The following is a 16,612-nucleotide window of genomic DNA, read 5'->3' on the forward strand; positions in this document are numbered from 1 at the left end:
GCCGCCGGTGAAACTGCGCGTCCTGGCCATCTTCAGCCTGCTGGCCCTGATGCTGGGCCGGTACCTGCTTTGCCGCGCGCAGGAGCTGGCGCTCCCCGCGCGCATCGGCCAGGCCCGTCGGGCCGGCATGCACCGCAAAAACGCACGAAGCTTCGTCCGAACGGCCACCCGCCTCAAGGGCGTGCTCATCAAGGTCGGCCAGGCGCTGAGCGCCCGCGTGGACATCCTGCCGGACGCCTTCACCGACGAGCTGAGCCAGCTTCAGGACCAGGTGCCGCCGATCGAGTATGCGGCGGTGCGCCAGCGCATCGCCCAGGAGCTCGGTGACGATCCTGACCGGATCTTCGCCTCCTTCACGCCGACCCCCATCGCCGCCGCCTCGCTCGGTCAGGTCCATGCTGCCTGCCTCCTGGATGGCCGCCGGGTTGCTGTCAAGGTCCAGTATCCTGGGATCGCCGAGATCGTCGCGACGGACCTCCGTGCGCTCGAGTGGGCCACGCGCCTCCTCCGGTGGTGGATGCCCAGCGTCCGCTTCGACCTCCTCTACGACGAGTTCCGGACAATCCTCCTCCAGGAGCTGGACTACGAGCAGGAGGCCCGCTACGCGGAGGCCTTCCGGATCCACTTCGCCGACGACGCCCGGATTGTCGTCCCCCGCGTCATCTGGGCATTCACGACCCCGCGGGTGCTGACGCTGGAGTTCGTGGAGGGCATCAAGATCTCCCACGTCGCCGAGTTGGAGGCGAAGGGCGTCCAGTTGCCCGCTCTGGCCCGCCTGGTCGTCGAGGCCTACATGCGGCAGCTCCTCCGGCACCGGTTGTTCCACGCGGACCCGCATCCGGGTAACCTGTTCGTCCAGCCGCATCCGGAGGGCCCGCGGCTGGTCTTCGTGGACTTCGGCATCATGCAGCCTATGGGCCCGCAACTCTACCAGTCGATCAAAGGGGCGATGCGCGCGATCGTCGAGCGTGACATCCCCGGCATCGTGTACTGGATGAAGGAGCTGGGGGTCGTCGTGCGCACCGCCCGCGACCGCGACGTGGAGGCGGTCGCGGCCGCCCTGATGGAGCGCTACCGGGACAAGCCGCCCAAGGAGCTGCGGGCGCTCACGCTCGAGGACATCGCGCGCGACCTCCGCGAGCTGTTCCGGGTCTACCCCTACCTGCAGCTCCCGAACCATTTCGTCGTTCTCGGACGGACGGCGGGCATGCTGTCGGGCCTGAACGCGCAGCTCGACCCGGACCTCAACCTCATCGAGCTGGCGGCACCCTACGTGCGGGAGTTCTTCCTGGCCGAGGAGGGACCGCCGCCGACGCTGCTGGAGCAGGCCCTGGCGGTCGGCAAGCGCCTCGCCGGCCTCCCGCGGCTCGTCGAGTCGCGCCTGGCCGCACTGGAGCAGAGCGAGTCGCGCCGGCGCGTGAGCTCCGAGGCGCTGGCCCCGCTCTTGGATCGGCTCTACGGGCTGCTGTTCCGCGCAGCCGCGGCGCTCGTGGCCGTGGTGGCCTTCGCCCTCTGGGTCTGGCTGCGTCTGCAAGGGGCGTCCTGGGAGGCGCACCTGCTCGCGGCCGTCGCGGGGGTCGCGGCCCTGCTGCTGCTCGGCTCGTGGCTCACCCGTACGGGGCGCGCATGAGCGCGCTGGCCCCATGGGCAGCCGTCTGCTGCACGGCGCTCGGGCTCCTGGTCTGGAGCGGGGCTGCGGCCGACCCGCTGGGGGAGCGCCTCCACCAGCCCGATCGGCGCAGGACGGGACCGGCCGTGACGCGCGAAGCGCAGGAGGCCTTCAAACGGGGCGAGTACGACCGCGTCGTGCGGCTGCTCGAATCGGCCACAGAGCCGTCACCCCCACGCGAGCTGTTGCAGGTGGGATTCCAGAGCTACCTGCGCCTGGGACGGGCCGAGGCGGCCCTCAAGCTCTACCATCAGCTCGTCCCTCCGGGTCGGCCAGACCAACTCCCGTGGCTTCGCCAGCTCGCGCTGGCCTTCATCACCGGTCACGCACGCGACGCCAGCGAATTCGTCCGCGTTGCTGCCTACACGGCGCTCGCAGAGGTGGCCGGTCGCGAGGCCGTGCCGTTGCTGGAAGACGGGCTCCTGGACCCGTCGGTCATGGTGCGCGCGCGGGCGGTCGAGGGGCTCGGCCGGACCGGCCCCGCGGGCGTAGCCGGCGTCAAGCGGGCGCTCAAGGATCCGGCTACGGCCGTCCGCGTCGCCGCGCTGCACGCGTTGGGCGGCGAGGGGCACCGGGCCGGTCAGGACGCCACGCTCGTGGAGGCCCTGACCGAGATCGCCAGGCGGGAGGAGGGGCCGCCGTCCGTGTTCGCCCTGGCGGTATTGGTGCGATGGGGACGCGAGCAGGCGCTCAACGGCCTCCTGAGCGCCGCGACCCTCCCGGACCCGGAGACCCGCATGGCCGCGCTCGGGGTGCTGGGCAAGCTCAAGCGCCCCGCGACCCTGTCCCTGCTCACCCAGGCGGTCTATGATCCAGACCCGTCCGTCCGGGCCTTCGCGGCCGGGGCACTCGGCGAGTTCGGCAGCCCGGAGGGCGCGAGCGCGCTGACGCACTTGCTGAGCGACGAGAGCCCGCGCGTCCGGAGCGTCGCCGCGGCCAGCCTGGGACGTCTCCGGGTCGCCTCCCTGCGGCCGCTCCTGTGGCAGGCGGCCCGCGATCCGGTCGAGCTGGTCCGCACGGGCGCGGTCGAGGGCCTGCTCCGACAGGGTGACCAGGAGATTCTCCTAGTCGCCCAGGAGCTCACGAAGCACCCGGACCCGTCGGTCCGGAGCGCGGTCGGCCAGGCCCTGGGCATCCCCGGGCAGAAGCGGGCGATTGCGCTGTTGGAGGCGCTGCTCCGGGACCAGCAGCCCCAGCCGCGCCTGGCGGCGGCGCGCGCGCTGGGACGGATCGGCAGGCCCGAGGTCGTGCCCGTCCTCAAGCACGCGCTCCAGGACACCGACGTCGTGGTCCGGATCGCGGCGGCCGGCAGCCTGGCGCAGGTGCTGGCCGAAGGCAAGTAACGCCCCTCAACCCATGAAGCGGGGGAAGAACCCTATGGTCAAGCTGGTGGGAATGCTCGTCCTGGCGGCCGCGGCCTTCTTCGCGGGCTACTACGCCGGACAGCGGTCGCTCGCGGATCTGGAGAAGACGGTGGCCGAGCTGTCACGCTCCTTCCTGGACAAGACGCTGGGCCTCCAGCGGAACTTCCGGTTCCGCCAGTCGCTGCTCGATGCAAAGGCCCAGGTGGTGCAGGCCAAGTCGGAATTGCTCGACCGGAACTACGGGAACGCCGCGAAGGAACTCGCGGTCGCCGTCGAGGATCTGCAGAAAGCAGCCGAGGCGGAGCGGGACGCGGGGAAGCCCTCGAAGGTGAAGCCGCTGACCGTCAAGGCGCGGGAGGCGCACCTCGAGCTGACGATGGGGAAATCCATCCCGCGGGCCCGGCTCGACGAGATCCAGCAGGAGCTGGACGATCTGCTCGCGGGGAACTAGCTTCCTACACGCTCGCGGTCTTCTTCTTCCAGGCCGCCAGGATGCGCTCGGCCCGCATCTTCACCACCAGGTCGGGGTCCTGCATCAGGGGCTTGATCGCCTCCCGCCCCCGTTCGTCGCCGATCTTCTCCAGCGCCGCCGCCGCCGTCAGCCGCGTGAACCAGTCCTTGTCTTTCGTCTTCTCGATGAGCGGCTCGACCGCCCGCCGGTCCCCGATCCGCCCCAGCGCGATGATCGCCTGTCGGCGGATCCGCTCGTCCTTGTCCGCGAGCGCCGCGATCAGCCGCTCCACGGCCGGCTCACCCAGTTCCACGAGGGCGTCCGTGGCGTCCTCCCCGAACTCGTCGCTCCGGAGCTGCTGGACGAGCGGTTCCAGGACCCGCTCGTCCTTGATCTTGCCGAGCGCGCGGATCGCGAACTTCCGCACGTCCCAGTCCCGAAGCTGCTTGATCAGGAGGTCCACCGCCGGCGAACCGACCTGACCGAGCGCCTCCACGGCGACCTCCCGGACCTGCCAATCCCCGTCCCGGAGCGCGCGGACGAGAGGCTCGACGCACCGTTCGTCGCCCATCTCGCCCAGCGTGATGACGGCCTCGCGGCGGATCGCCCAGTCGGGATCCTTGAGCAGGTCAATCTGGATCTGAATCTCATCCTTGACCTCCTCTTCCCCAACCGCCTCCGCTTCGGCCGGCTCGGGTTCCTCAGGCCCGGTCGCCTGGGTCTCGGCGGGTCCGGAAGGCATGGCCAGCGCGTCGGCGACGCGATCCGCCAGCTCATCCGTCACGGCCTCGCCTTCGGGCTCGAAGAAATCGTCGGACTTCTTCTCCTCTTCCGTCATGCTCTTCCTCCCTGCCGTTCCGTCCGGTGCGCCCGCGAGCGCGCCGGCTCACGCCTGCGCCGGGGCCGCCGTTTTCTGCTTTTTCATCGCGTGCTGCTTGCGTAGGGCGAGCTTCCGCCGCCGACGTTGCGCCCGCTTCAGGCGCTTGCGCAGGGCCCGGAGCGACGCATCCGCCTCCGGGTTCTCGCTCCCGGCCAGCCGCTCCCGCACCCGCTTCTTCAGCCGTGCCTCGTCCGATTCCTCAACGGTCTTCTTCGCCATGTCCGCCCCCTCTTTCCTCGGCCAACGATACAGCAACGAGTCGAAAGGCTATCAGTCTATGCAAGCCTCCCGAACCCTGTCAACACAACGAATTGAGTCATCTAAAATCTTACCAAGCGACCGATCGTTGCGTCATTTGCAAATCTTACCCTCCAGATTCGCATGGAGCGAGTCGGAAGGAGGGCCAGGATGGAGGCAGGCAGCATGGCGCGACGATCCAAACAGGAGTATCTGCGGGTGATGTGGCAGCGGTATCAACGGGCCGATCGGGCGACGCGGTCGGCCCTGCTGGACGAAGTGACGCGAGTCTGTCGATATCATCGCAAGTAGGCGATCGGGCTGTTGAGCCGGCCGGCTCCGCCCCGGCCGCCGGTGCGCCGGGTGACCCGGCGGCGGCCGACGTATCCGGAGCCGGTGATTCGCCTGCTCGCGGAGAGCTGGGCGGCCTCCGGCTATCTGTGTGGCCAGCGACTGAAGGCGGCGCTCCCGCACTGGCTGCCGTGGCTGAAGCGGCGCGCCCCCCTCACGCCGACGGTGGAAGCGCAGCTCCGGCGGATCAGTCCCCGGCAGATCGACCGGCGCCTGCGGGAGCGCAAGCAGCCCATCACGCGGCGCCTCTACGGCACCACGCGCCCGGGTTCCTTGTTGAAGCATCAGATCCCGATCAAGACCGAGCACTGGGATGTCCGCAAGCCCGGCTCTCTGGAGATCGATCTGGTCTCGCACGCCGGCGCCTCGGCCGCCGGCGAGTTTCTGCACACGGTGGACGGGGTGGACATCCACACGACGTGGGTGGACCGGCAGGCGATCAGGGGCAAGAGTCGCCACGAAGTCGTGCAGGCCATGACGACCATTGAGCAGCAACTGCCCTTCGCCCTGCGGGGCCTGGACTCCGACAACGGGAGCGAATTCATCAATGATCATCTGCTGGCCTGGTGCCAAGACCGGCCGACCGGGCCCCGGGTGCCGGTGACCCGCTCGCGGCCCTCCAAGAAGGAGGACCACGCGCCTGGAGAGCAGAAGAACGGGACCCATGTGCGCAAGCTGGTGGGGTGGGAGCGCTATGACAGCCGGGCGGCGTTGAACGCCCTGTATGCCGACCTCCGGCTCTTTCAGAATCTCTTCCAGCCCTCCATGAAATTGGCGCGCCAGGAGCGGGTGGGCTCGCGGCTGATTCGCCGCTATGACCGGCCACAGGCGCCGTTCGAGCGGTTGCGAGCCTGCGCCGACGGCGATCCGCAGAAGGTCACCGCGCTGGAGCAGGTCCTGACGACGACCGATCCGTTTGCGCTCTCACAGCGGATTGACCGCCACCTGGAGCGACTCTGGGCGCTCGCCACGCGGGCGCCGCGCACGCCGCGCGAGACAGCCCCCCGGCCGCCGCCGCCACGGGCGAGCACGCCCTGGCGCGGGTGGACCTTCAGCCCGAAGGTTCAGCGCCAGAACCAGGCGCTGCGCCGCACAGGACGCTCACAGGGGGGATACGCCAGCATGGACTCCAAGGTGATCGTTGATCCTGGGCCAAATGCGGCGGTCGATTTCTCGACTGACCGCCCCCAAGGCCCTCCTGTGAGCAAGGAGCGATGAGTCGCCCGGTAAGATTCAGAAATGACTCAACGGTCCCCCACTGGGTAAGATTTTTAGGCTCTTCAGGCTTTCGTGTGGGTTGGATAGAGATCCAATCCTCCACAATGGAAGTAGATCGCGGTCTTGAAGTGCTCGACGTTGCGGAAGCCGCGGGCGGTCTTCTTGACCCACTGGATCGTGGCATTGACCGCTTCCAGCCCCGCGTTGGTGAGCCGATGCCTCAGATACGTCAACACATTCGGAAGATGGCGCCGGATCAGGTGGGCGACGGCGGCCATTGGGCGCAGCCGACTGTGCGTGGCGCGCCAGAACCAGCGGGCAAAGAAGTTCTGCGCGGCACCGGGGGAGGCATCGTCCCAGAACGGGCGGAAGCGCTCCTTGAGGGTCCAGGCCCGGGCCACCGTCCGCTCACTGCGCTGCAGCGTCCGGAAGGTGGCCTGCTGCTCGGCGGTCATGTCCTTGGGGCGCATGAGCCAGAGGTACTTGGTGCCGGTCAGGCGCGCATCCCCGTCCTGCTTGAGCGTCCGATGCTCGACCCGGCGCACGCGGTCCACGGCGTCATGGAGGTGCTTGGCGATATGGAACTTGTCGAAGACGCTCGTCGTCTCGGCCTCGGGGAGATGGGCGTGGGTGGACTGGACGTAGGGCTCCCACCTGTCCATCGCGATGGCCTCAATCCCCGCGCGCTGCTCGGGCGTCAGCGTCGCCCAGAAGCCATCGAGGCTCTCTTGCTTCCGGTCCTCCGCCAGATCGAGCACGCGGCTGCGGTCCAGATCGGCCACCACCGTCAGGTCGCGATGCCCCTTCGCGATGGCCTTCTCCTCGACACCGAGGTGCGCGACGACGTCCCGGGTGCGACGGCTGAGCCCCCGCGCGACGGCCCGCTCCTTGATCCCCCAGGCCTCATCCCAGGTGATGCGCAGCAGCCCGGCCGCACCTGTGACCGAGCACTCGCGGAGCAGGTCGATGGCCAGGCGTTCGAACCAGGCGGTGAATTGGCTCCCCGGCTCGGCCCAGGGCACCGCGATCTGCTTGACCCCATGGGTCGGACCGCTCACGCGGGGCAGGTCCGCCTGGATCCATGTGGTGAACTGGCAAGGACTCCAGATGCCGCCACCGCCGGCGCTTGCGATCAGAGCCTGGGACCGGCGCCTGGCACTCAGGACAGGGATACGGCCCCGGGCCGGTCTCCACGGTCACGGTCACCGGCTGCCCCGTCACATCCAGCTCCACGTTGACCACGGTCCAGGGGGCTTGCAGCCCCAGCACAGCTTGAGAGCGTTCAACGTCACGCATCGCTCGGACCCTCCTTTCGAAGGTCCAAGCAGAGCGCAAGAGGGATCAGTGACCCACACAATTTCCTGAAGAGCCGATTTTTAAATGGCTTGATAGGCACAACCATCGCGACACGGACCACAGGGCCAGACGCGAGGGCAGTCTCGAGGAGACGCCGGAAGCGGGGACGCGGAGGGTCAGGACAGAGAGTTGGCGAAGGCCAGGTCGAGGCGCCGCTGGGCCGCCAGAATATCGGCCACGCGGCGGGAGCGCCGCTCCCGGTAGAAATCGCTCGGCAAGAGCGGCAGGCCGCGATCCCGCCGAACCTCGATCGGAGCCAGCCGCCGCCAGGCGAGGCCGCCCGCGGCGTCGAGCGGCACGAGGCTGGAGACCGGACGCACCCCGCCGGCCGCCGGGTCGTCCCAGAGCAACGGACCTGCGTGCCCGACGACCTCCAGTTGCACAGCCGCGACGCCGGAGGCGACCAGGCCGAGTTGGCGGGCCGCTCCGTAGGAGAGGTCAATGATGCGCCCGTTCACGTAGGGGCCCCGGTCGTTGATCCGGACACGCACCTGCCTGCCGTTCTCCGCGTTCGTCACGCGCACCACCGTCCCGAACGGCAGCGTGCGGTGCGCTGCGGTCAAGGCCTGCATGTCGTAGACCTCGCCGCTCGCGGTCAGCCAGCCGTCGAAATCGTCTCCGTACCAGGAGGCGACTCCGCGCTGCTTGATTCCCAGGTCCATGTCCACCGCCCCCTTTGGCAGGAGCGTACACGCCGGCAGGAGCAGGCCGCACAGGGCCGCCAGCACCCAGGCGCAGCGGGCATACGTTCGTGTGCTCACAGACTCCTCCGATCGTTCTCAGACCAAGTCGGTCCCTCGGCGCTGCGCGACAACGGGGATGAATCGTGGATGAGGCCGTGAGGACGAGAACCCGAACGCGCCGGATGTCAAGACCGGCCGAAAGACGATCGAGGTGGCCAGACTCTAACAAAGCACCGCGCGTGAAGTCAACCCCTCGTTCGAAGAATCTCCCGAGAGGAGACAAATTTTGTCGCGGATCCGGAAGGGCTCACGTCATGGGTAGGAACAACTACGTTTGCGTAGAAAAAGCTATAGAGCGGATGCGCACCCGCCGCCAGTCCGCCCGGAGGAGGCTACTGGGCTTGCCGGTAGAAGCGGTCTTCGATCGCAAGGGAGAAGTGCACACTTCGGTTCTTGGCCCAGCAGGCCTCGCTGTGCTCCGTGCAGACCGGCCGGTCCTTGCCATAGCTGATGGTCCGGATGAGCGCGGCGTCGAGGCCGAGCGCTTCCAGGTACGATTTCACGCTCTGCGCCCGCCGCTCTCCCAGCACCAGGTTGTAGTCCGCGGTTCCGCGCTCGTCGCCCCGCCCTTCGAGCAGGAGTTGCCAGCCGTCCTTGCTCTTCAGCCGGCCTGCGTTGACCTCGACGAGATCCCGGGCGTCCTCGCGCAGGTGGTACCGATCGAAGTCAAAGAGGATGTCGAACATGAAGGGAGACAGCGGCTCCACGACCGCGGCTGGCGGCGGCGCGGGCGCCGCTTCGGCCACCTGCTCTTGCGCAGCGGCCACCTCCTGCGGAGGAGGGGGAGGGGCCGGGACCGGGACCTGGGGCTCCTCGATCCGCTCCTCCTTGACCGGGCCCAGCCGGACATTGCCGGGCGTCGCCTCCATCGAGTCCACAACCGCCCCGTGCTCCGCCGCGGCACAGCCAGTCAGCAGCGCGGCGAAACCCAGCGCTCTCAGAACAAGACCCCACATGCAGACCTCCGGCGCGAGCGGCCGACTCGCGGTCTCACCTATGAGTCACCTGGCGTGTGTCCCCCCGCACTGTACCATAGGCAGAGACCTCGATCCAGACCTGTTCGGCCAGGACCCATCCGCCGTGGACGCCCGTGCCTTGACCGCGGCTCGGCTGCCCGCCGCGCACAGTCATCGAGGATTACACCAGGAACGGGGCCGCGCGGGCCGGTCCCCGCAGCAGCTCCCGCGGGCGTACTACAAGACGCTGGGCAGCGAATGCTAAAATGAAAACGCGGATCGGTGTCGCGTTTCAGACCCAAAGGAGGGCACGCCATGCGTACACCTACAATCATCCACTACGGAGCAGCTATGCTGCTGGTGGCCTCGCTTGCGGGCTGCGCCACAGCTTCGGGCAGGAGCGGTCAGGCTCCGGGCGCGGCGGCCACGTCGGATCCGGCCAGCCAAGCGTTCCACTATCGCCAACAGGCAGCCGAGCTCACTGAGCTGGCCAACCGCCTTGAGCTTGAAGCCCAGTGGTACGCGCGCCGCAGCGGGGAGGAATCCGAGCCGGCCAAACGGGCCCGGGAGCTGGCCAAGGAAATGCGCTTAGCTGCCGAGGAGGCCGATCAGCTCGCGCGGGAATACCGGAGTCAGGTTCCGCACAACCAGGTGTATTGACTCGCAGGACCCGTCTGGAAGGGAGCGCGGGGGTCCGGATCCTACGGAGTTCGCGTCGTCTCGTAAGCCAGTGACATCTGGGAACATACGGTCTCACGCCGCACCCGCTCGCACTTGACCGACGACGGCGCAAGCGCGCCGTCCCCTTGCGCGAGGCCGATCGCGGGTGGCCTGTCTGGCACCGGCCCTCGTTCATGAACGCGACGGAGGGCGGCCAGCTCGCCCTGCTTCTCGATGAGGCACTCCTGCTTGGCTTCGGGCAACGCGTACCTCGCCGTGCAATAGGCGGACATTGCGCGAGCCAGCCGAGCATAGGCTTCCTCCCGCTCCTGGAGCGCATCCTGGACGATCTGGTCCGGGCCGCCCGATGTCGCACAACCCCAGAGCAATCCCAAGCCGACCAGCAAACCGCTTGTTCCGCGCCCCATCTCCCAGCTCCTGAACGTCATCGGGCCCCGCCGGGTTCCCCCGCCCGGCTCTCCCGCTCGCTCGCCCCCAAAAAAAAACGCCCTTCCGGCCAGCCGTCACGTGACGCCGGCCAAAAGGACGCCCTTGTCCGCTTGCCGCCACGAACCCCGCGGGCGGACGCCATTGTCCGAGCCTGGGGGCCTTGATCAGGTGCGCTTACTATAGACGGGCAGCCGCCGCCTGTCAAAGGTAAAATTTCAGGTCAACGCCGCAGGCGGAGCAGGGCCAGGGAGCGCCCCTCCAGCTCGTAGCGCTCGCCGCCCTTGAACACCGTGACCCGCTTGCCGTGGTCGGGGGACGCCGTGTCTAGGAGCGGCTCCCAGCGCACGCCCCGCCGGTGGGCTGGGAGCGTGAACGGCAGGGGCTCGTGGTGCGCGTTGAGGAGCACGAGCAGCGTGTCCTCCATGATCGGGCGGCCCTTCGCGTCCGGCTCCTCGATCGCATCTCCGGCCAGCCGCATGCCGAGGCAGCGGACGTAGCCCTGGCTCCATTCGTCGTCGGTCATCTCCTTCCCGTCTGGATTGAACCAGGCGACGTCCTTGACTTCCGACCCGCGGATGAGCCGCCCCTGGAAAAACCGCCGGCGCCGGAGCACGGGATGTTGCTGCCGCAGCGCGATCACGCGCCGGACGAAGGCCAACAGATCGCGCTCCACCCGCGTGAGGTGCCAGTCGTGCCAGCCCAACTCGTTGTCCTGGCAGTAGGCGTTGTTGTTCCCGCGCTGCGTGCGGCCGATCTCGTCCCCCCCGCAGAGCAGGGGCACACCCTGGGAGAGGAACAGGGTCGCGAGCATGTTGCGCTTCTGCCGCTCCCGCAGCTCGCGGATCGCCGGATCGTCTGTCGCGCCCTCCACGCCGCAGTTCCAGCTCAGGTTATCGTCCGTCCCATCACGATTGTCCTCCCCGTTCGCCTCGTTGTGCTTGTGGTTGAACGAGACGAGGTCGTGGAGCGTGAAGCCGTCGTGGCAGGTGACAAAGTTGATGCTCGCGTAGGGCCGCCGCCCGCTCCGCTCGTAGAGGTCGCTGCTGCCCGTCAGGCGGTAGGCCAGCTCCGCCACCTGGCCGCCGTCCCCCCGCCAGTACCGGCGGATCGTGTCTCGATAGCGGCCGTTCCACTCCGCCCAGCCCACGGGGAAATTGCCGACCTGGTAGCCGCCCTCGCCGAGGTCCCAGGGCTCGGCGATCAGCTTCACCTGCGAAAGCACCGGGTCCTGGTGGATGATGTCGAAGAACGCACTCAGCCGGTCCACCTCGTGCAGCTCCCGCGCCAGCGCGGCAGCCAGGTCGAAGCGGAAGCCGTCCACGTGCATCTCGGTGACCCAGTAGCGAAGGCTGTCCATGATGAGCTGGAGCACGCGCGGGTGCCGGGCATTGAGCGTGTTGCCGCAACCGGTGTAGTCCATATAGTAGCGCCGGTTGTCGGCGACGAGCCGGTAGTAGGTGGCGTTGTCAATGCCGCGGCAGGAGAGGGTCGGACCCAGGTGATTGCCCTCGGCCGTGTGGTTGTAGACCACGTCGAGGATCACCTCAATCCCCGCGCTGTGGAGCGTCTTGACCATCGTCTTGAACTCGCGGACATGCCGGGCGCGCACCGGCGAGGCCGCGTACCGGATGTCCGGCGCGAAGTAGCCGATCGTGTTGTAGCCCCAGTAGTTCGTGAGGCCCCGGTCGGCCAGGTGCTTGTCCCGCACGAACTGGTGGACGGGCATCAGCTCGATCGCGGTTACGCCCAAGTCCTGCAGGTGCTCGATCACGGCCGGGGTGGCGATGCCGAGGTAGGTGCCGCGCAGCTCCGGCGGCACCTCCGGATGGCGCATGGTCAGCCCCTTGACGTGCGCTTCGTAGATGACGGTCTTCTCCCACGGCGTCCGCAGGAGCTGGTCTCCGCCCCAGGTGAAGGCCTGGTCTACGACGACGCACTTGGGGATGTTGCCGGCGTTGTCGCGCTCGTCGAAGGACAGGTCGGCCGCAGGGTTGCCGATCCGGTAGCCGAACACGGCATCGGACCACTCGACCGTGCCCGCGATCGCCTTCGCGTAGGGGTCAATGAGCAGCTTGTGAGAGTTGAACCGGTGCCCCGCCTCCGGCTCGTAGGGGCCATGCACCCGGTAGCCGTAATGCTGCCCCGGCCGGACGCCTGGCAGGTACACGTGCCAGACTTGATCGGTACGCTCCTCGATCCGGATGCGCCGCGATTCCTTCTCCGCGTCCGGCCGGTCGTAGAGACACAGCTCGACCGCGGTCGCGTTCTCGGAGAACAGGGCGAAGTTCACCCCTTCGCCGTCCCAGGTCGCGCCTAGGGGATAGGGAGAGCCGGGCCAGATCCGCTCCGTCATGTCGTTGCCTACTGGCTACGCCTTGTCCCGGAGACATCTACCGTGACTGTCCGGCTTATGCAAGGGTGGGCGCACGGTATCTAGCGAAAGGCGGCGGATTCTGGCACAGTGAGGCCGGTGACTGACGCAGAAGCGAAGCCCCCGTGGCAATTAGACCTCGGCGCCCGGCCCGTAGGCCCCGATGCGGTGCGGTTCCGCGTCTGGGCGCCAAAAGCCGGCCGCGTCGCGGTCCGGCTCTTCGGCCCGGACGGCCGGCCCCTTCCGCACGAGCCAGTGCCGCTCGCGCCCGCTGGCGGCGGCTACTATGAAGGGACGGTGTCCGGTGCACGGGCGGGCCTGTGCTACCGTTACAGGCTGGACGACGCGCTGGAACGGCCGGACCCCGCCTCCCGGTTTCAGCCGCAGGGTGTGCACAGCCCCTCGATGATCGTGGACCCGGACGCCTTCGGCTGGACGGACCAGGGGTGGCCCGGGCGGCCGCTGCGCGACCTGATCCTCTATGAGCTGCACGTCGGGACCTTCACGCCCGAGGGAACCTTCGAGGCGATCATCCCTCACCTCGACTACCTGCGCGACGAGCTGGGGGTCACGGCGATCGAGCTGATGCCAGTGGCCCAGTTCCCGGGCGCACGCAACTGGGGCTACGACGGCGTGTACCCCTTCGCCCCGCAGGCCACCTACGGCGGGCCCGAAGGTCTCAAGCGCCTGGTGGATGCCTGCCATGCCCGTGGCCTGGCCGTCTGCCTGGACGTCGTCTACAACCACCTAGGGCCCGAAGGGAATTATCTCGCCTGCTTCGGCCCCTATTTCACCGACCGCTACCGGACGCCCTGGGGCGAGGCGATCAACTACGACGGGCCGGACAGCGACGCGATCCGGCACTTCTTCATCAGCAACGCGCTCTACTGGGTGACCGAATACCACGTGGACGCGCTGCGCCTCGACGCGATCCACGGGATCTTCGACTCCAGCGCGCGCCCCATCCTGCGCGAGCTCGCCGCGGCGGTCCACGCGCAGGCGCGGGCGCTGAGCCGGACCATCCTGGTGATCGCGGAGAGCGATCAGAACGACGTGCGCGTGATCACGCCGGCGGACGAGGGCGGCTACGGGCTCGACGCGCAGTGGAACGACGACTTCCACCACGCGCTCCGCGCCCAGCTGACCAGCGAGCGCGCCGGCTACTACCAGGACTTCGGCCGGCTCGAGCAGGTCGCGACGGCCCTCCAGGAGGGCTTCGTCTACACCGGACAGTATTCGACCTATCGGCGGCGGCGCCACGGCAGCTCGTCCCGGCACCGCCCCGCCGCCCAGCTCGTCGTCTTCGCGCAGAACCATGACCAGGTAGGCAACCGGGCACGGGGCGACCGGCTAACGACCCAGGTGCCGCCCGAGGCCCTGCGCGTTGCGGCAGCCGCGGTGCTGTTTGCCCCGAACGTGCCGCTCCTGTTCATGGGCGAGGAATACGGCGAGCCGGCGCCCTTTCAGTACTTCACGGACCACGGCGACCCCGCGCTCCAGGAGGCGGTCCGCCAGGGGCGGCGACGGGAGTTCGCGGCCTTCGGCTGGCGCGAGGAGCTGCCCGACCCGCAGGATCCGGCGACGTTCGAGCGGTCGCGCCTCCGCCTGGAGTCCCGCACCGAGCCGGAGCGAGCCGCGCTGCTCCGGTGGTACCGGGCCCTGATCGCGCTCCGGCGCGCAGTCCCGGCGCTCGCCGCCAGCGAAGCCGTGCCGCCCACCCACCGCGTCTGGACCTTCGAGCCGGAATCGGTCCTCGCCATGCACCGCTGGCATCCTGAAAGTCCAGCCGCGCTCGTGGTGCTCAGCTTCAGCAAGAACCCCGCGGTGCTGACGCTGCGCGAGCCAGTCGGCGCCTGGAGGCTTCGGCTGGACGCCGCCACCGCGGAGTTCGGCGGCTCGGGGAGCAACGCCGCGCCCGCCGCCCTGATCATCGCCGGGACGGGTGCAAGCCTCCGCCTCCCAGCCTACGCGGCCGCGGTGTACCTGGCTGAGCCCTGACCGGCCAGGCCGGCCCGGGGCCGAGCGGGAGGGGCGAGCGGACACAGAGGAGGGAACCGCCATGGGGTACAAGCGACTCGACGACTACGGCGCTATCGGGGACCTCCACACGGTCGCGCTGGTCGGCCTGGACGGCTCGATTGACTGGTGCTGCCTGCCTCGGTTCGACTCCCCCAGCCTCTTTGCGGCGATCCTAGACGACCGCAAGGGTGGCCGGTTCCAGATCGCGCCGGTCGCGGCGGGCGCCCGCCACCAGCAGATGTACCTGCCCGAGACGAACGTGCTCCTCACGCGGTTCCTGCATCCGGAAGGGATAGGCGAGCTGACGGACTTCATGCCGGTGGAGTCCGACGAGCCCGGGGCTCCTGCGAAGCGCCACCAGATCGTCCGGATCGTCTCCGTCGTGCGCGGGACGATGGGGTTCCGGCTGCACTGCGCCCCCGCCTTCAACTTCGCCCGGGACCCGCACCGGGCGGAGTCGCGCACAGGCGGGGTGATCTTCCGCTCCGCGTCCATGGCAGTTGGGCTCGTGAGCCCGGTCCCCCTTACCATTGTCGAGGGGGCCGCCGTCGGCGTGTTGACGCTCTCGGCGGGCCAGCGCGCCGTCTTCATCCTGCAGCACATGGAGGACGGGAGCCCCGACGCGCTGCTCGACGTGCCGGAGAGCGGCGAGTGCGCCTTGGCGCACACAGTGGCGTTCTGGCGCCGCTGGCTCGCCCAGTGCCGGTACACGGGCCGCTGGCGAGAGATGGTCCACCGCTCGGCGCTGGTCCTCAAGCTGCTCACCTACGCCCCGACCGGCGCGATCGTGGCGGCGCCGACAACCAGCTTGCCCGAAGCGATCGGGGGCGTCCGCAACTGGGATTACCGCTATACCTGGATCCGTGACGCGGCGTTCACGCTGTACGCGCTCATCCGGCTCGGCTTCACGCGCGAGGCGGGACGCTTCATGGACTGGCTGAACGCCCGCTGCCAGGAATTGAACCCCGACGGCTCGCTGCAGGCCGTCTACGGAATTGACGGCCGGCATGACCTGCCCGAAGAAGCACTCGAACACCTGGAGGGCTACGCCGGTTCCAAGCCAGTCCGGATCGGCAACGCCGCGGCGTCACAGCTCCAGTTGGACATCTACGGCGAGCTGATGGACGCGGTATACCTCTTCAACAAGTACGGCTCTCCCATCAGCTACGACCTGTGGGGCAACCTCGCGCGGCTGCTGGACTACGTCTGCGCGAACTGGGAGCGCCCCGACGACGGCATCTGGGAGGTGCGCGGCGGCCGGCGCCACTTCGTCTATTCGAAGGTCATGTGCTGGGTCGCTCTGGACCGCGGGCTGCGGCTCGCGAACAAGCGCTCGTTTCCCGCCGACCGGACCACGTGGCTGGCCGTCAGGGACCGGATCTACCGCGAGGTAATGGACCGCGGCTGGAACCGGGACCTCGGCGCCTTCGTCCAGGAGTACGAGGGCAACGTCCTCGATGCGAGCGCGCTCCTCATGCCGCTCGTCTTCTTTCTCTCCCCCACCGACCCCCGCATGCTCGCGACGCTGGACCGCACGCTCGCGCGCCTGGTCTCAGACAGCTTCGTGTACCGCTACCTGCCTGGTCGCGCGGCGAGCGACGGGCTACCCGGCGAGGAAGGCACCTTCAGCCTGTGCACATTCTGGCTCGTGGAGGCCCTGACCCGGGCGGGACGGCTCACGGAGGCCCGGCTGATCTTCGAAAAGATGCTGAGCTACGCGAACCACCTGGGGCTCTATGCGGAGGAGCTGTCGCTCACAGGGGAGCACCTGGGCAACCTGCCCCAGGCGTTGACGCACATCGGGCTGATCAGCGCGGCGTTCAACCTGGATCGGGCGCTGCGATAGGTGAGAGAGGCAGCGAGCCCCGGCCACGCCGGGGCCCGCCC

Annotated in this window: 14 protein-coding genes and 1 pseudogene; 8 read left to right on the forward strand and 7 right to left on the reverse strand. The window is 68.8% G+C overall.

Features of this window, described 5'->3' with window-relative positions; genetic code table 11:
- The first annotated feature begins 7 nt into the window (after positions 1-7).
- From ACWHYQ_RS15875 to ACWHYQ_RS15885, 3 genes are read left to right on the forward strand one after another with little or no spacing between them, the layout of a single operon-like run.
- Positions 8-1,630 (forward strand): ABC1 kinase family protein, encoded by a 1,623-nt coding sequence (locus ACWHYQ_RS15875; RefSeq protein ID WP_447973083.1) that lies wholly within the window; start codon positions 8-10, stop codon positions 1,628-1,630.
- Positions 1,627-3,012 carry a HEAT repeat domain-containing protein gene (locus tag ACWHYQ_RS15880; protein ID WP_447973084.1) on the forward strand — a complete coding sequence of 462 codons (1,386 nt, stop codon included), beginning with the start codon at positions 1,627-1,629 and terminating at the stop codon, positions 3,010-3,012. Before ACWHYQ_RS15875 ends, ACWHYQ_RS15880 begins: the two co-directional genes overlap by 4 nt.
- A 34-nt stretch (positions 3,013-3,046) precedes the next feature.
- Positions 3,047-3,484 carry a hypothetical protein gene (locus ACWHYQ_RS15885; protein WP_447973085.1) on the forward strand — a complete coding sequence of 146 codons (438 nt, stop codon included), beginning with the start codon at positions 3,047-3,049 and terminating at the stop codon, positions 3,482-3,484.
- Between the two features lie 4 nt (positions 3,485-3,488).
- Here the strand turns inward: ACWHYQ_RS15885 and ACWHYQ_RS15890 are convergent, their stop codons facing one another.
- Positions 3,489-4,322, reverse strand: coding sequence for a HEAT repeat domain-containing protein (locus tag ACWHYQ_RS15890; RefSeq protein WP_447973086.1), 834 nt, complete (start codon positions 4,320-4,322; stop codon positions 3,489-3,491).
- A gap of 48 nt (positions 4,323-4,370) precedes the next feature.
- On the reverse strand, positions 4,371-4,583 hold the full coding sequence (locus ACWHYQ_RS15895; protein WP_447973087.1) for a hypothetical protein: 213 nt from the start codon (positions 4,581-4,583) through the stop codon (positions 4,371-4,373).
- Between the two features lie 204 nt (positions 4,584-4,787).
- Between ACWHYQ_RS15895 and ACWHYQ_RS15900 the strand changes: the two genes are divergently transcribed.
- Entirely contained in the window at positions 4,788-4,913 is a 126-nt protein-coding gene (locus ACWHYQ_RS15900) for a hypothetical protein (RefSeq protein ID WP_447973088.1), read from the forward strand.
- A 12-nt stretch (positions 4,914-4,925) separates the two neighbouring features.
- On the forward strand, positions 4,926-6,170 hold the full coding sequence (locus tag ACWHYQ_RS15905; protein WP_447973089.1) for an integrase: 1,245 nt from the start codon (positions 4,926-4,928) through the stop codon (positions 6,168-6,170).
- A 62-nt stretch (positions 6,171-6,232) separates the two neighbouring features.
- Here ACWHYQ_RS15905 and ACWHYQ_RS15910 read toward each other — a convergent pair whose 3' ends face one another.
- From ACWHYQ_RS15910 to ACWHYQ_RS15920, 3 genes and pseudogenes are all read right to left on the reverse strand, one after another.
- The gene (locus tag ACWHYQ_RS15910) at positions 6,233-7,228 is read right to left on the reverse strand and encodes an ISL3 family transposase (protein WP_447973014.1); all 996 of its coding nucleotides are present in this window, start codon (positions 7,226-7,228) and stop codon (positions 6,233-6,235) included.
- Between the two features lie 660 nt (positions 7,229-7,888).
- Positions 7,889-8,173: pseudogene (locus tag ACWHYQ_RS15915) on the reverse strand (septal ring lytic transglycosylase RlpA family protein); the annotation flags it as partial.
- Between the two features lie 428 nt (positions 8,174-8,601).
- A complete protein-coding gene (locus tag ACWHYQ_RS15920) occupies positions 8,602-9,225 on the reverse strand; it encodes an OmpA family protein (RefSeq protein WP_447973090.1) in 624 nt (207 codons plus the stop codon).
- 351 nt (positions 9,226-9,576) lie between these two features.
- On the opposite strand from ACWHYQ_RS15920, the gene ACWHYQ_RS15925 reads away from it, so the two are divergent.
- The gene (locus tag ACWHYQ_RS15925) at positions 9,577-9,885 is read left to right on the forward strand and encodes a hypothetical protein (protein ID WP_447973091.1); all 309 of its coding nucleotides are present in this window, start codon (positions 9,577-9,579) and stop codon (positions 9,883-9,885) included.
- A gap of 41 nt (positions 9,886-9,926) precedes the next feature.
- On the opposite strand, the gene ACWHYQ_RS15930 is transcribed toward ACWHYQ_RS15925, so the two are convergent.
- The gene (locus ACWHYQ_RS15930; RefSeq protein ID WP_447973092.1) at positions 9,927-10,313 is read right to left on the reverse strand and encodes a hypothetical protein; all 387 of its coding nucleotides are present in this window, start codon (positions 10,311-10,313) and stop codon (positions 9,927-9,929) included.
- Positions 10,314-10,555: 242 nt separating this feature from the next.
- Positions 10,556-12,688, reverse strand: a complete 2,133-nt coding sequence (glgX, locus tag ACWHYQ_RS15935; protein ID WP_447973093.1) for a glycogen debranching protein GlgX — start codon at positions 12,686-12,688, stop codon at positions 10,556-10,558.
- A gap of 117 nt (positions 12,689-12,805) precedes the next feature.
- Between glgX and treZ the strand changes: the two genes are divergently transcribed.
- Both treZ and ACWHYQ_RS15945 read left to right on the forward strand, forming a co-directional pair.
- Positions 12,806-14,704 (forward strand): malto-oligosyltrehalose trehalohydrolase, encoded by a 1,899-nt coding sequence (gene treZ / locus ACWHYQ_RS15940; protein ID WP_447973094.1) that lies wholly within the window; start codon positions 12,806-12,808, stop codon positions 14,702-14,704.
- A 61-nt stretch (positions 14,705-14,765) separates the two neighbouring features.
- The gene (locus tag ACWHYQ_RS15945; protein ID WP_447973095.1) at positions 14,766-16,571 is read left to right on the forward strand and encodes a glycoside hydrolase family 15 protein; all 1,806 of its coding nucleotides are present in this window, start codon (positions 14,766-14,768) and stop codon (positions 16,569-16,571) included.
- Positions 16,572-16,612 lie beyond the last annotated feature (41 nt).

The organism is Nitrospira sp. Kam-Ns4a (assembly GCF_965152595.1).